At 48.5% G+C, this 15,639-nt stretch carries 12 protein-coding genes; all 12 read left to right on the forward strand.

The window, feature by feature from the left end; genetic code table 11:
• Positions 1–11 precede the first annotated feature (11 nt).
• The 12 genes from IEX98_RS12370 to IEX98_RS12425 all read left to right on the forward strand — a co-directional run bounded on the left by IEX98_RS12370 (position 12) and on the right by IEX98_RS12425 (position 15,590).
• Positions 12–1,598, forward strand: a complete 1,587-nt coding sequence (locus IEX98_RS12370) for a phytoene desaturase family protein (RefSeq protein ID WP_188889505.1) — start codon at positions 12–14, stop codon at positions 1,596–1,598.
• Positions 1,586–3,058 carry a phytoene desaturase family protein gene (locus IEX98_RS12375; RefSeq protein WP_188889506.1) on the forward strand — a complete coding sequence of 491 codons (1,473 nt, stop codon included), beginning with the start codon at positions 1,586–1,588 and terminating at the stop codon, positions 3,056–3,058. Before IEX98_RS12370 ends, IEX98_RS12375 begins: the two co-directional genes overlap by 13 nt.
• Positions 3,037–3,915 (forward strand): phytoene/squalene synthase family protein, encoded by an 879-nt coding sequence (locus tag IEX98_RS12380; protein WP_229692148.1) that lies wholly within the window; start codon positions 3,037–3,039, stop codon positions 3,913–3,915. The genes IEX98_RS12375 and IEX98_RS12380 overlap by 22 nt, the downstream gene beginning before the upstream one ends.
• A complete protein-coding gene (locus tag IEX98_RS12385; protein WP_188889507.1) occupies positions 3,912–4,634 on the forward strand; it encodes a carotenoid biosynthesis protein in 723 nt (240 codons plus the stop codon). Before IEX98_RS12380 ends, IEX98_RS12385 begins: the two co-directional genes overlap by 4 nt.
• Positions 4,603–5,358 carry a lysophospholipid acyltransferase family protein gene (locus tag IEX98_RS12390; protein WP_188889508.1) on the forward strand — a complete coding sequence of 252 codons (756 nt, stop codon included), beginning with the start codon at positions 4,603–4,605 and terminating at the stop codon, positions 5,356–5,358. Before IEX98_RS12385 ends, IEX98_RS12390 begins: the two co-directional genes overlap by 32 nt.
• Positions 5,334–6,530, forward strand: a complete 1,197-nt coding sequence (locus IEX98_RS12395; protein WP_188889509.1) for a glycosyltransferase — start codon at positions 5,334–5,336, stop codon at positions 6,528–6,530. Before IEX98_RS12390 ends, IEX98_RS12395 begins: the two co-directional genes overlap by 25 nt.
• Complete coding sequence (locus tag IEX98_RS12400; RefSeq protein WP_188889510.1) at positions 6,531–8,018, forward strand: phytoene desaturase family protein; 1,488 nt, start codon at positions 6,531–6,533, stop codon at positions 8,016–8,018.
• A 47-nt stretch (positions 8,019–8,065) separates the two neighbouring features.
• Positions 8,066–8,422: a hypothetical protein gene (locus IEX98_RS12405; RefSeq protein ID WP_188889511.1), complete on the forward strand. Its 357-nt coding sequence runs from the start codon at positions 8,066–8,068 to the stop codon at positions 8,420–8,422.
• A gap of 116 nt (positions 8,423–8,538) precedes the next feature.
• A complete protein-coding gene (locus IEX98_RS12410) occupies positions 8,539–13,062 on the forward strand; it encodes an eCIS core domain-containing protein (RefSeq protein WP_229692149.1) in 4,524 nt (1,507 codons plus the stop codon).
• 422 nt (positions 13,063–13,484) lie between these two features.
• A complete protein-coding gene (locus tag IEX98_RS12415; RefSeq protein ID WP_374705339.1) occupies positions 13,485–14,405 on the forward strand; it encodes a methyl-accepting chemotaxis protein in 921 nt (306 codons plus the stop codon).
• Positions 14,406–14,470: 65 nt separating this feature from the next.
• Positions 14,471–14,836: a MerR family transcriptional regulator gene (locus tag IEX98_RS12420; RefSeq protein WP_188889512.1), complete on the forward strand. Its 366-nt coding sequence runs from the start codon at positions 14,471–14,473 to the stop codon at positions 14,834–14,836.
• 121 nt (positions 14,837–14,957) lie between these two features.
• Positions 14,958–15,590: a hypothetical protein gene (locus tag IEX98_RS12425; RefSeq protein ID WP_188889513.1), complete on the forward strand. Its 633-nt coding sequence runs from the start codon at positions 14,958–14,960 to the stop codon at positions 15,588–15,590.
• Positions 15,591–15,639: the final 49 nt, after the last annotated feature.

A 15,639-nucleotide genomic window follows, 5' to 3' on the forward strand; every position in this document is an offset into this window, starting at 1 on the left:
GAGGAAGAGCGATGAGCGAAGGAAACGTAGCGATCATAGGCGCCGGACCCGGGGGCTTGGCGGCAGGAATGCTGCTAAGCAGTCAAGGATATAAAGTGACCGTCTATGAGAAGCAACCTTATCTTGGAGGTCGTACTTCACGATTGCAGGTTGGCGATTATAAATTTGACCGGGGTCCGACCTTTCTAATGATGCCTGCTTTACTGGAAGAACTGTTCGCAGCAGCAGGACGATCCATGCATGATTATCTGGAGCTGATTGAGCTTGATCCGCTGTATCGGCTGCAATTCGGGGATGTCCGCTTTACCCCGACTACGCAAACCGAGGAGATGGTGAACCGGATTGAAGAGCGCTTCCCCGGCAATGGAAAAGGCTATTTGCGTTTTATGAGAGATGAAGAGAAGAAGTTCAATGCTGTTTCTCCGCTCTTGAAGCGTCCGTTCGGCAAAGCGGCGGACTTTATGGCGCGCGATCTGTTTGCGGCGCTGCCTCGTCTGCATTTGACGGATAGTGTGTATGGGCGGCTATCGAAATATTTCAATGACGAACGCTTGAAGTTCGCCTTTTCCTTTCAAGCCAAATATTTGGGCATGTCGCCGTGGGAATGTCCAGGCACGTTTACAATCTTGTCCTATCTGGAGCATAAGTTCGGATTATTCCATCCCATCGGCGGCGTAAACCGAATATGCAAAGCGATGGGCGAAGTGATCGAAGAATTTGGGGGCTCCATTGCATTGTCCACTGGCGTCTCGCGGGTGCTGACACGAGGAGGCAAGGCGGTTGGCGTTCAATTGGACAGCGGAGACAAGTTTGACGCGGATCACGTCATTATTAACGCAGATTTCGCCACTGCGATGAACCGGTTGTTTGCACCCGGCGAACTGAAGAAGTATACACCGGATCGGCTGGCCAAAAAGAAGTATTCCTGCTCCACCTACATGCTGTACTTAGGTGTTAACAAAGACCTACAGATGCCGCACCATACGGTGATGTTCTCCGACGACTATAGCCGTAATGTAAGAGAGATCATGACGGACAAAAGGCTGTCCAAGGATGCTTCGATTTATATCCATAATCCAAGCGCTATCGATCCTACTCTTGCTCCGAAAGGGAAAAGCGCACTTTACGCCTTGATGCCTGTTCCCAACTTGACGGGAGCTGTCGATTGGCAGGAGCAAGGAAAGCTCGTTCGCGATACGATGCTTCGCCGTATGGAGCAGGAGCCGGAAATGCGCGGAATCAGCTCCCATATCGACACCGAGATGTCGATCACGCCGCTCGATTGGCAAAATCAACACGATATCTATCAGGGCGCAACGTTTAATCTTGCTCACACGCTGGATCAAATGATGATTCTTCGACCGCATAACCGCTTCGAGGAATTTGATAATTGCTGGCTCGTTGGCGGCGGTACGCATCCCGGCAGCGGCTTGCCGACGATCATCGAGTCGGCCCGAATCAGCGTCCGCCTCTTGATGGAGCAGGACGATCGCAGCAAGATTCGGGTAGCGGGATCAGTGGTTGACCGGAAGCGAAAAAGAGCTGCAATCGGTGTTCATAAGCAAAAGGGAAGGGGTGCTGCTTTATGGAGGAAATAGCGATCGTCGGAGGCGGCGTGGGTGCGCTGACGACAGCATTGCTGCTTAGCCGTCATGGCGGCAAGGTCACGATTTACGAGAAAAGCGATAAGTTAGGCGGCCGGCTGGCCTTTGAATCAAACGGCCGTTATCAGATCGATCAAGGGCCTACAATCGTGCTTCTGCCGGAAATGATTCTGGGCATTATGGAGGAAGCGGGCATCGAGAGGTCGCGCATTCCGCTGGTGGAATGTCATCCTTTGTATCGTATCCATTATGCAGATGGTACCGTTCTGCACAAGTGGCGGGATACAGAGAAACAGGTTGAAGAAATCGAGAGGCTGTTTCCCGGTGAGGGAGCCGGATACCGCCGTTACCTTCGCGATATGGAGGGAAACTTCAAGCAAGGAAAGAAAGCTTTTCTCGACCGTCCCTTTTTACGTAAAAAAGAGTTTTACACCTTTCGAAACCTGAGCCTGCTCACTAAATTGAAGGCGTATACAAGCGTTCGTCAGCTCGCGCGCCAATATTTCCGCAACGAGCGTCTGGCAGATGCTTTCTCGCTGCAGACGTTATACATCGGCGGAGCACCGTTTGAATCTCCGGCTCTTTATTCTTTGCTGCCCTATGCCGAGCATGCCTTTGGCGTGTGGTATGTAAAGGGAGGTTATGCGTCGCTCGTATCCATCATGGAGGAGGAGCTGAAGTTGCGGGGCGTTGCGATTAATCTAAATACTTCGGTTCAGGAACTCGTCATTGAAGGGAAGAGCTGCCGCGGCGTAAAAACAGATAAAGGAATAACCTATCACGATGCAGTCGTGTATAACGGCGACTTTCCGGGCTTGGCGCCCTTGCTGCCGGAGGACAAGCGGCCGGCTTCCAAGACGTACAAGCCATCCTCCGGCTGTCTGCTCGTTTATCTCGGCTTGAAGCAGAGATGGCCGGAAGCGGCCGCTCACCAGTTTTTTCTGCCGGAATCGTTGCAGAAAGGGCTTCAGCAAATTTTTCTCGAGGATCGCATTCCTTCCGATCCCTCGTTCTATCTATTTAATCCCGTTGCCATCGATGAATCTGCGGCGCCAGAGGGGGAAAGCGTCATGTATGTACTCATTCCCGTTCCGCCAGTCGGGCAAGTGAATTGGCAGGAGGAGCAGCAGGATGTAGTAAACCATGTGCTGGCGGAAGCCGAGCGCCGAGGTTTTCCAGGTTTGCGGGATGCCATATCATGGATGCGCATCCGTACACCGCAGGATGCGCAAGCCGATGGTCTCTATCTTGGCGGAAGCTTTGGCATTGCACCAACGCTTGGACAATCGGCTGTCTACCGTCCCCAGATTGTTCCCTATGCTATAAATCGATTGTATGCCGTAGGAGCATCGGTTCATCCGGGCGCTGGAATCCCGATCGTCATGCAAGGAGCCAAGCTACTGGCTGACCACCTACTGAAGGAGGAATCACTGTGGACCTCTCAACCTGTCTAGCAAGCTGCGAAACGATGATTCGCAAAGGCTCTTCCAGCTTTCATAGCGCATTCTCTTTGCTGCCGAGCCCGCGTAAAGAGGCTGTGTTCGTCATCTACGCCTTTTGCCGGATGATCGATGATTCCGTCGATGAGCCTGAGCGCAGCCGCTATACAATCGATGAGCTGGAACGGCATTTGATCGGACTGGATGAAGCGGCTGGACATTTTATCTGGCCTTCCTTGCGCTGGCTGTTTGACCATTTTCCGCTTAGCAAAGATCCGTTCTTCAAACAAATGGAAGGGCAGCGCCGCGATTTGGTCGTTACTCGTTACACGAGTATGGAGCAGTTGGAGGAATATTGTTACTTGGTAGCCGGTACGGTCGGCGAAATGCTGCTGCCCGTGCTGCACGATCATCCGCGTGCGCCATCTGTCATTGAATCAGGCATTTATTTGGGTAAAGCGATGCAAATTGTCAATATTGTCCGTGACATCGGTGAGGACAAGGGCCGCGGCCGGCGATATTTGCCTGAACAGCTGATGCTCCGTCACGGCTACAGCGAAGCCGCATTTATGGAAGGGAAAGTGGATGCCGCTTTTCAAGGCATGATTCAGGAGCTGGATGAGCTGGCTCATCGCTGGTTCCGTTATGGACTTCGGGATTTGAATACGTATGCCAAAGAGAGCGCATTCTCGGTTGAGCTCGCCGCGCGCTTTTACATGGAAATTTTGAATGTGGTTAAGGTGGAGCGCTATCAGGTATATGCGCGGCGCACCTTCGTCGGACCCATTGCCAAAATGCGTATTTATGCGGAAGTAAAGCGTAAGCATTCTTGGCTGAGCAAGCCAAGTGCAAGCGCGGCGATCTCCCAATGATCCGGATTCTCTTTTTGTTCTGGTATGGAGTAGGGTTAATCCTGATGCTGACGATCGGGGTGCCGAAGGCGTTGTCCTTCTCTAACGGAATGTTTCTCGTTCTATTCGCTGTCTATGCAGCTAGCATTGAAGGCAAGCTTGGCGAGCAGGCTGCTGTAAGATGGCGGCGCATAGCGCTCGTCGGCTTGCTGACATTCGGCATAGAGTGGGCAGGCGTTCAGACGGGATGGCCGTTTGGCGAGTATGCCTATACATCGGTATTAGGTTTTAAAGTGGGAGGCGTACCTTTCACAATTGCCTGCGCTTGGGTCGGCGTGCTGCTGACCGCAATATTGCTTGCGCGTGGACGTTCGAAATGGGGCAGGGCGCTGCAGGCCGGGATGTGGACCGTGATCTTTGATTTAGTGTTGGATCCTGTAGCATATGCGCGCCAATTTTGGATTTGGCAAGGGGAAGGCGGTTACTATGGCGTACCTGCAAGCAATTTCATCAGCTGGTTTCTCATCTCCGCTAGCTTATCTTTGTTCTTCCCGGTTCGGGATATCTCTGTGCCTGTCTATCGGGAGGCGGTGCGACTGACGCAGCTCATGCTGTTTATGTTCGGGCTGCTTGGACTGAAAGAAGGCTTGTATGTGCCCATGCAAGTAGCATTAGCGGGAGCGTTGCTGGCAGAAGGAGTGCTCCGATATGATCTCAGCTCGGAAAAGCAAATGGTTTGAAAAACTGCTCGGCCGGTATAACGAGAATTATTTACTGCGGCGTCATTTTCACCGGCTTGCGATACGGGGAAATATCGAAGCGGCCGATCTAGAGCGGCCGGTCGTTTTTATAATGAACCATAGCTCGTGGTGGGATGGGCTGCTCGTTTATCAGGCTGCTCGGATGGCAGGGCAGCAGCGGCATTATTTCATGATGGATGAGAAGCAGCTCTCGCGATACCGGTTTTTCAGCAGAGCTGGTGCATTCTCAATAGACAAGGAGAGCTTGCGAGGCATACAGCAGTCCCTTCGATATGCTGTTGATTTACTGAAGAGCGGGAATAGCGTGTGGGTCTATCCCCAAGGGGATATTTATCATCTGGAGACGCGGCCAATTGTCTTCCAGAGCGGGATCGGCTACATGCTGGAAGGCTGCCCGCATGCGTTGGTGCAGCCGGTAACCGCTTATTATACGATGGGCCAGAACCAAAAGCCCGACGTTACACTATGGTTCGGCGAGCCGGTGCATCGCGACTGGCGGGCGATTGGACGCAAAGAAATTGCGAGCGAGCTGCGGGAGCTGTTGGAGAAGCAACTGAATGACCATCGCTCGCAATCCATCGCTGCGATTGACCGTCCGCTGGAGGGCTTCAGGACGCTTATTAACGGGACTCGTTCGACGAGTGAAGCGTTTGACACGTTTAAGAGGAGGGCGGCACGATGGTTCTCTTTCTCTGGGCAATAGCTCTCGCGCTTGTAATTCAGCTCATGTTCGTGCTGTGGAACCTGGCCCAGCTTCCTGGCTTGGGCGGAGATAGAAGCGGAAGCGGTCATCGCTGGCTGAACGGCGACGACTCTGGCAATGCGGAGAAGCAACCGGGCAGCACTCCTCGTTTGTCCATACTCATTCCGGCTCGCGATGAAGCCGGCAATATTGGCCCTTGCCTGCGATCGGTGCTGGCAGAGTCGTCCCCCAATATCGAAGTTCTCGTATGCGACGATCATTCGACGGACGGTACGACGGAAGCTGCACAGGCTGCAGCAGCTGACGATCCCCGCCTGCAGATATTGCACAGTGTAACGGCTCCGGCAGGCTGGACGGGCAAGTCTCATGCCTGTCATCAGCTTGCTCAGAAAGCGCGGGGCGAGTGGTGGCTGTTTCTCGATGCAGACGCCAGACTTGGACCAGGCGCATTGGAAGCTGCGATGGATACGGCATTAGCCCAGAAACGAGGCTTAATTACCGGCTTTCCGCGTCAAGAAACAGGCACTTGGCTGGAGCGTTTAATGGTGCCGCTAATGACGTTCACCATTGCATGCCATCTGCCAATCCGGCTGGTTCGTCATTCGGCTAATCCGATTTTTGTCGCCGCTCATGGCGCGTTCATGCTCATCCATGCCGATAGCTACCGCGCAACCGGCGGCCACGAGGCATTCAAATCACATTTGGTCGATGACATGCAGCTGGCCCGGGCGGTGAAACAAGCGGGATTGCCGGTTACGCTTGCTAATATTCATCCGTATGTATCGATGAGAATGTATCAGGATGCGTCGGGCGTATGGAACGGCTATAAGAAGAATATTTTTGCAGGCATGGGCAGAAACAGCCTGCTGCTTGCGGCGGTGCTGGCGCTCTATAGCTTTATGTATATTTTGCCCCCGATGATGCTGCTTCTCGTCTTGCTCATGGTTGGCTTTGCCTCAGCTTCCGTACCTGGACTGCTGCTTCCGTCTCTGGCAGGCACACTGATCGGTGCGGCTATTAAGCTTGCGGTTGACCGCAGCAGCGGACAGCCGCTTCGGATGGCTATGCTGCTGCCCGCGGGGATCATGGCGCTGATTGCGATCGCGACAGCTTCTTGGCATGCCTCGTTCAGCGGCAAGGGCTATTGGTGGAAAGGACGGCGATACTCCTAAATGGGATTCAGAACGAATAAGCAAGTTATAGTCATCGGTGCCGGACTTGGAGGCTTATCAGCGGCCATCCGGCTAGCAGCTGCCGGTTATTATGTTACGGTAATCGAGCAGCAGGATAGCGTTGGCGGCAAGCTGCAGCGGATCAAGCTTGGGGATTATAGCTTTGATCGCGGGCCGAGTACGATTACGATGCGGCATGCGTTTGAGCGGGTTTTCCGTGCTGCGGGGAAACAGATTGAAGATTATGTTACCTTCTACCGGCTGGACGAAGGGACTCGTAATATTTTCGCTGATGGAAATACGGTTGATTTTACGAGCAATATAGAAAAGGTAGAGAGTCAGATAGCGGCATACAGCCCGTCCGATGCGCGGCAATACCGCTTATTTATGAAGGAGTCGGCACTCTTATACGAATGTGCGGAGAAGCATTTCATGAATCGGCTGCTGCTTGGCTGGAGAGATAAAGCAGACCCCAGGCTGCTGAAGGCGCTGCTTCGCGTCCGGCCATTCACGACATTGAACAGCTTGCTCCTGCGTTACTTCAAGCATCCTAATACGCTCGCGCTCTTCGGACGTTACGCGACTTATGTAGGCTCGGAGCCGATGCGGGCACCTGCAATCTTTGGCATGCTGCCGCATCTGGAGTCGGCGTTAGGCGTATATGGCGTGCGCGGAGGCACCTACGCCATCGTTGAAGGTTTCAAGCGACTTGCTGTTGAATTGGGAGTTGATATCCGTACCTCGGTTAAAGTGAAGCGCATTGTTACGCATGGCGGCCGTGTCTCTGGTGTGGAAACCGATCAAGGTGATTTGGCAGCGGAGTTTGTACTTGCGAATGGCGATGTTCTTGCGATGAATCGGGAGCTGTTGCAGGAACAAGCACGCCCTAATATGAGAGATGCCAAAATTAATTCCTATGAGCCCTCGCTATCCGGTTTTGTCCTATTAGCCGGTATTCGTCAGCAGTATGAGCAATTGCTGCATCATACCGTCTTTTTTCCAGAGCACTATGGCAGCGAGTTTGACGATATCTTTCGGAACCATAGAGCGGCGCTCGATCCTGCTATCTATATTTGCAATTCTAGTCGTTCCGAACCGGGCATGTCACCCTCAGGGGCTAGCAATCTATTTATTTTGGCAAATGCGCCTTATCTCTCGAATAGCTGGGAGTGGGGGGAGCAGCAGGATGCCTATAGTGAATTATTGATGGAAAAGCTGGAGCAGCGGGGGATGACAGGATTAAAGTCAAACGTAGAGGCACACACCATTTACACGCCGGAGCAGCTTCGCAGAGATACTTCCACTTACCGGGGAGCCATCTATGGCATTTCCTCCAATTCGGCTGGCCAAACCTTTTTCCGTCCTTCCAATCGTTCCAGAATTAAAGGTCTATGGTTCGTAGGCGGTACGACGCATCCTGGAGGCGGTACGCCAATGGTTACGCTGTCGGGCCAACTCGTAGCTGAAGCAATTATTGACGCTTTATGAAAGGGATGGTTAAATATTGAGATAATCTGTAAAAAGAGGGTGCGAGTTTGGAGCAGCATGAACACAACAAGGGTACACAACAGAATACAGGACAAGAGGGAGAGGGGGCATTAGTTGTTAGACCTTCCATTGAGGCACTATGTACCGTATATGGAGGCTCCATCGTATTACGCAGATGGCTGGCTGCAATTATAGATTTCATTATTATGCTGCTATTTGCTTCCTTTTGGAATGCGATATTAAAAGTATTTTTTCAAATCCATACGTTAAACATAAGTACGAATGTGACGAGTATGCTGTTAGATATGTTCCGTTTGAAAAGCGCGCTGCCAACGATGGCATTGCGTTTTCAAACGGATGTCCGGGGAACGTATCGAGATTGGGATGGCATTGGTCTCACGTAAGATCGCATCGTGTTTAAGTATATATTATATGGTAATATTTACTTAAAAATAACAATTTCTCTTAATCACTAGAGAATACACAACATTAAGTTTATTGCCATTTGGGGGTTACATAGATGCCTAAGCAAGTCGAGGTACGGTCGCAGGTTACTTCAAAGAATGAACCAGTAGTGACTGGGGAGAAACCAGAATCTACGATGGATCCGATGAAGCCGTTTGCGATCCCAGGCAACATTAATATGACATCTGAGCAATTGCTTCAGTTGCAAAGGAGCATAGGCAACCGAGCGGTTTCTCAGCTGATTCAGCAGTCGGTGCAGCATCCTGGAAGGACAAATCCAAGGGAAACACCAGTACAATTACGTTCGGAGCCAGAACCTATAAAGCATGAAGAGCAGTCAGCCAAAGAAAATGCCGCCGGTTTGCCCGATTCGCTCAAGATTGGGCTCGAGAATATGTCAGGTATGGATTTATCGGATGTTAGGGTGCATCGCAACTCGAGCAAACCGGAACAGGTAGGCGCACATGCTTATGCTCAGGGTAGCGATATTTATCTAGCGCCGGGTCAGGAGAAGCATCTTCCGCATGAAGGCTGGCATATTGTGCAGCAGAAGCAGGGACGGGTAAAGTCAACGCGAACGCTCATTTCCGGCGTCAATGTGAACGATGACAACTTTCTAGAACAAGAAGCGACTCAGAAGGGACAGGAGGCATTGCGTTTAAGAAGCACTAATGGAATCCCTTTGCAGCAGGTTTCAGCTAACAATACACATGGCGGTAATGACATGATCCCGATCCAACGCGTCAAATACAACGAGTTGTCGGATTCTCAGAAAGAAATGATCGATGAAAAGGCAAAGCAAGAATATATTAAGGAAGCTGAGAAATTCGAGCAAAAGATCGGCATGACTGCGGCAACGGATTCCAGATCTCATCATGCAGCCGATGAGCTGCTGGAGAGAACGGTTATTCTTGCTGAATCGATTTACTTTAATAAGAAGAAAACCGAGAACGAAACGATGGAGAAATATTATCAGACCGTTTTTGGAATTGAGAATCGTCCGGATATTACAGGCAGCATCGGCTCAGACCCCGAAATGATTCAAGAAGTGTTTAAAGCCGGATCGTTCCGTGAGAAAATGTCGCTGTATTATGTAGCGATGGCAGAAAAGCAGACACTCAATACAATGCTGAGCGATTATATGAAGCTGCTCAATCAGGATATTGAGAAATACGGTTCCTCGCAGGAGCCGGAGGATAAGAGCTATGTAGAAATGCTTAAAAACAACAGTAATCCGTATACGACAAAAAGACAGAAAATGGAGCAGTTAAGGCGAGCTGTGGATTGGGTTTTGCTGGAGATCGGATTGGAGCGAAGAGCGATTGAGAGCGCTATGAATCCCGAGGAAAGAACAATGCTTACCAGCGAGGAGCAGCAGTTGCGCAGGGAACAGGATGAGAATCTGGCGGCTCAGATTCTGCATACAGTCAATACAGGGCTTGTCACGGGGGACGAAACGACCAATGAGCAGAAGCAGCCTGAAATCCAAAAACTTGTGGAAATTGCCATGCGAAAGCATCTTCAGGATGGCGACAGGGTGACACGAATTAAGGCCATTGAGCAGCAAAAAGAGAAACTTCTTGAAGAGGTAGCTGTTCACAATGATAACTATATGAATGGATATGGATGGATGAAAGAGTTGGCTAATCGAGTATTCGCTGACAATGAGCGCTCGCTGAAAAAGAAGATTTTGACGGAAGCGAGTGCTAACGACATTGAACCGGCTGATCTGGTGATGGGTATTAAGAAAAGCATGGTTGATCTTGCGTTTAAGAATAAGGATAAGAAAATTAAGCAATCTGATGATGTGCTGACAGAAATGCTGAGGACAGCGCTTCATGCTACAATAAACAATTTGAATTCGGTCACGAACTCTATTACGCAAGAAAACAAAAATATCGAAAATGGAAATCCTACCGACCATACAGCGGATCACACTGCTGAAAAGCGGTTTATGATGAATTACGTTTACAAGCCAACTTTGTTCGGGACGAAGCTGACCCTGGAAGAGAGCCGCAAAGGCAGCGACCGCACTATGGCGCCCCCGATGGAACAGACAAGCGACCAGACGCCTGCGATGCTGGAAAACACGCCTTTAAAGCTGACCTATCGCGAGCTTGGGCAGGCATTCTTTGACAACCAGTTAACCTTTAGAGAAGAAATGGAGAAATTCAAATCCGAGCATGGAGGGGAATGGAACGAAGAACAATTTCGTCAGAAAATTTTTGAAGAACATAAGGATAAGAAATTGCCGTGGAAGCCGGGAATTAAATATTGGCGGCTGGAGCAGAAGAGTGCGCTTGTACAAGCATCTGAACTGCTCGGAGTGAAGGTAGGTGCGGCACTGTCTGGAACGACGGATCGGGTCATGAGAGGCGCCAAATACTTGCATTTTGACCAAAAGGGGCTTGAAGAAGTGTTGTTGGCTTGCTTAGGATGGATGCTTCCGGCACATGACCATACCTATTTTGAAATAATGAAGGCTGCAGAGCCGTACCTTCATTTATCGCCAGCAAAGCAGCCTTTCCCTGAGATGATTATCGATATGGACTATGCATACGGGAGAGGCTATAACAAAATTTTGAAGCTGCTTCCAGATATTAAGCAAGATCAGATGCCCGATTATTATTTGAGTATGACATACAAGGACGAGCTTGCGAAAACGATGAGAGCGCCGGAAAAAGCGGATGATACACTACGCATTGAATCAGACCAGGAAGGAAAGATCGTCTTTATTGGCACTCGCACTAAGTACCAGGTACGCAATTTGCAAGAAGAGAAGGTACGTTACGAATGGTACTGGTTGCGGCATGAAAGCGGCGAAGCACGCGGCAACTCGGGCGGCAGCGAGCTTGCCTTTGAGAACGCATGGATGTACAAGGGTATTTATAAAATCTATTGTCTCGTCTACCCGCTTGAAGGACAGCATAAGGATATGCCAGTAGCTTCTCTAAGATTTGACCAAGCGGTATTTGACCCCGAAAAGCAGGACAAGAAGGAAGGGGACAGCTCGAAGACGCCGAGAGGGCAGATGGAAGAAGCTTCAGGTATATCGGTTCGCGCACGTTTTACCGGATGGAACGAATCCTGCCAAGATCTTGTGGTTGCTAGTGAATTTATAGAGAATAACGGTACCATTATTTGCAACCTGACGGTTCCGGAAAGTCTTTCTGAAGAGGGCACAAAAGTATTTACAGGATCGGCTAGACAAATGCAAAAGCTTGAAGAGACAGGCGAGCTTGCAGATTTGTATAACTCCGTCTATCGCAAGGAGAAGGACATTCAGCTGATGAAAGCGGAGGCTATGCTGGAAGCGGCGAAGAAATGGGGCGAGGGGCAGCAATACGAAACAACAGGATCAATTAATGTTGATATCTTTAATCTTTCGAATCAGGTGGTGCTGAAGGAGCATTATTTCTACGTGGATAGGGAAGGTGAAGCTCTAAAGGATAGGGTGGATGTACCTGCTTATCGAGTGCAAGGCGGAGACTATAAAGGCGGGGTCAAAAGCTCGGTGCGTCTTGTGAACACGAAAACCGGTGAGCTGGATGTGTCTGGTGATGCGATGGTATGGATCAATTTTGCCGATAAAGCCAGGATGGTCTGGTGGTTAAATAATCGGACGGACCGGTCGTACAGCGTATTTTTTAAGGTGCAATCGGATTACTTAAAGCAAGTGGTAACGCATGCCGTACCTGAAGCTGAAGCGAACCAGCAAAATGAGTCTGGCGTTTTTATGAACAAGGGCAAGCCCATCATCTCGCAGGATAAGGCGACACATCAATACGCAATTGTAAAAGGATCCGAGAAATATCCGAATTTGGCCGGTTTGAAGAAGCATGCGCTGAATTATATGATTAAGCTGTTTCAATGGAAAACATTCAGCATTCAAAGTGCCGGAGACAATGAGATTACGCCTGGGGGTCAAGGAATACTCGCACAGCCGTTCAACGAAAGTTTGCGAAGGGCGAAGGAGCTTGAGCTGAAGATTCGGTTCCTGACGGAACAGGGAGCGTCTCAGGAGCAGTTAAGGGAGTTTCGTGTGCAGCAGGAGCAGTTTCAGAAGGAAGGCCAGCAGGCTTGGGAACAAGACTACAATACGAATTTGCGGAAACCAGGCGAAGGAGAGCTTTCTTCAACGGATCGGCGGTTAGCGTCAGAGCTTGGGGAAGAGGGAGTATACGCTAAGCGATTAATGTATGCTGTTAACCTGGTCAAAAACATTCAGAGTGATCTGAACAAAATTATTGGACCGATGATTCCGAATATCAATAAGGTTCAGCTGTCTCAACCTGGAACGATGTCGAAAAGGGAGTGGCTAGAGGTACGTAAAGTGCTATTGCCTGAATATCGAAAAATCCGTACGCTTGTACACGATGCCTTTGATAAACATTATACCGATCTGCCGAAAGCGTTTAAACAGAAAGCTTTTACCTTAGGAATTAATCGGGCTATTCGCGACAAGCTGCAAACAAGTAAACTGTATGGGGCGCTGAATAAGGAAGAACAGCTAAAGTTGCTGGAAAAAGTAAAATTTACCGACAACAAGAACACGGATTTCGAAGTGTTTAAAGAATAGAACAATTAATTATTAACTGATTAGCAGTAGCTTGGTTAGGTAGTACGTTTCCTGAAATTCTTGCTATAATTTCCTTCACTTTATTGCTTCGGTCTCATATGAAATAAAAACTTGTCAACGGATAATGGACTTCAATCGTTCATTATCCGTTTCTATTTCTATGTTTCGGCAGAGTCTGGATTTTTCTGAATGTCATTTGGCTAGGGGGACTAAGAAAACTATAAAGGTTAGATAGGACTCATTTGCCTTGCAATGGGTCTTTTTGTCTTTAGTGTCACCATGTCGTTAAAATTTTTCTACACAGTTTCAGAAATGTTTCAAATCGATCATGTATAATGATTTAAGACTAACAATCCATGATGAATAGAGCTCCGATTGGAGTGCAAAGAGAAGATGGTTTACCCAGATACGGAGGGAAAAGCTTGGAAGCGGTAGATGCAGCTATTAACAATGCAGCGATTAATGAATTTGTTCTAAGAGCGATGGAAAAAAATGTAGCCCTTATCCGGTTTGATCTTCAACGCCGTGTTACGTATGTTAATGACATGTTTGCCAGCACAATGGGCTATACGGCAGAAGAAATGTACGGAATGCTGCATCAGCAATTTTGTTTTCCCGAATTTGTGAACAGTCCTGATTATGAACAGTTCTGGCAAAGTATTTTAGAAGGGAGAAGCTTTCAGGATAAAATAGAACGTAAGGATGCAAAAGGCAATGTCGTATGGCTAGAAGCTACCTACATGCCCATTTATGACGAGCTGAACCAGAACATCATCGCAGTGACCAAGATTGCGACGAACATTACGAATCGCCAAAACCATATTACCGCGGTAGTCGATGAATTGAAGGAAATGTCGGCTCATTTGAATCAACGTGCTGAAGTGGGAATTGAGCGAAGCCAACAATTGTTGGCAAGCATCTCCTTAATAGCTGAGGTGTCTGCCCATAATACTGCGACGCTGGCAGATTTGCAGAAGCAGGCTCAAGCGATACAAGGCATTGTGCAAACGATACGGGACATCGCTTCACAGACGCAATTACTTGCCCTTAATGCAGCCATCGAAGCTGCACATGCAGGCGAATACGGCCGCGGGTTCGACGTTGTAGCCAAAGAAGTGAAAAAGCTGTCAGTGATGGTAACCAATTCGATTACAGAAATTAGAGACAGTATCCAAGGCATTACGAAGGAGATCGGAAATATTTCGAAAGGAACCAAGGAAATTCAGGATCATGTCCGGCAAAGCCAAAAGCAAACTGAAGTGGCTATGGATGACTTCGCCAGTGTAATGTCCTCTGCGAAGCAGCTGGATTCAAAAGCGGAGCATGTCATTCAATTACTTTAGAGCAGAAGGACAGCTTCCGCATGATCTTTATAGCTGACTCTAAGGTACGGTGATATAAACACATTATGGACTATTCAATTGCCGAAATATCGAAGATTACAGGGCTTAGCGCATACACGTTGCGCTATTACGAGAACATTGGCCTATTAAGCGACATTGAAAGGGACGAGAATGGGTACCGAAGATATGCCGATAAGGATATCTTATGGATCGATTTTCTTATTCGACTGCGCAACACCGGGATGCCTATAGGTCAAATGCAGAAGTTTGCTCAATTGCGGCGTCAAGGCAACTCTACGGCTGGAGCACGACGCGCGTTATTAGAAACTCATCAAGACCATGTTCTCAACGAAATAAAAGAGCTGGAGCAGCATGCGGCTGTTATACGAGAGAAAATTGTTTATTATAAGCAGCTTGAAGAAGAGAGCTGAGTTAATGGTGAAGGCCTTTATTTGAAGGTCTTTTTTGTTTTCTAAATGTAGTAAAGCGGCTGGATGGGTATATTTGGTATAATTGATTCCAAATCAAATCAATGATCGATGGAGGTTTTTAGTGAGCCACATAAGAGGAGTTATTCTAGAGGGGTATTCAAACGCTGGGAAAACATCTGTTTTAAAAGCACTCAAGCTGCTTCAAGCTCAAGATGAAGCATCGGAGCGCAGCTTAATTGTGCTTAGTGAACATTACTCCCAAGTATTAAACAATGTTCATGGAGAGTTTATACGATTAAATCGGAATGAACATCTTCAATTATTGAAAGAACGGGTCAGCATGCTGCGACAGTTGAACGAATGGGCAACTTATCTGGGGCCAGATGCATCCCGAGGATCAAGAGGCTTGTTTTTTATACTGGAAAGATTTCATTTGAATCATAGAGCAGCCTTTCCAACAGAATCTTTATATGAAATCGAATCTTTGGAAAATGACTTGCTCGATCTTGGAGCCAAATGTGTACTATTAACTGTATCTTCTGAAAAAGTAGAACAAAGAATGCAAAGCCGAACCCCTCAAGAATGGACGAACAAAACGGAGGAAGAAATAAAAATGTCAGCTGATGAATTTAGACAAACCCAATCCGAACTGCGTAAACTATTCAGTTTGTCGGTTCTGCCCGGCATAGAAATAAATACGGATAATAAGGATTGGAATGTCTACGCCAATAAAATAATGGATTTATTCCGCTGACAAGAATTATAAGTTCAATTGACCAACATTGCTGGCAGAATAAAAAATG

This window comes from Paenibacillus radicis (ex Gao et al. 2016), from assembly GCF_014641555.1.
GTDB lineage: Bacteria > Bacillota > Bacilli > Paenibacillales > Paenibacillaceae > Pristimantibacillus > Pristimantibacillus radicis.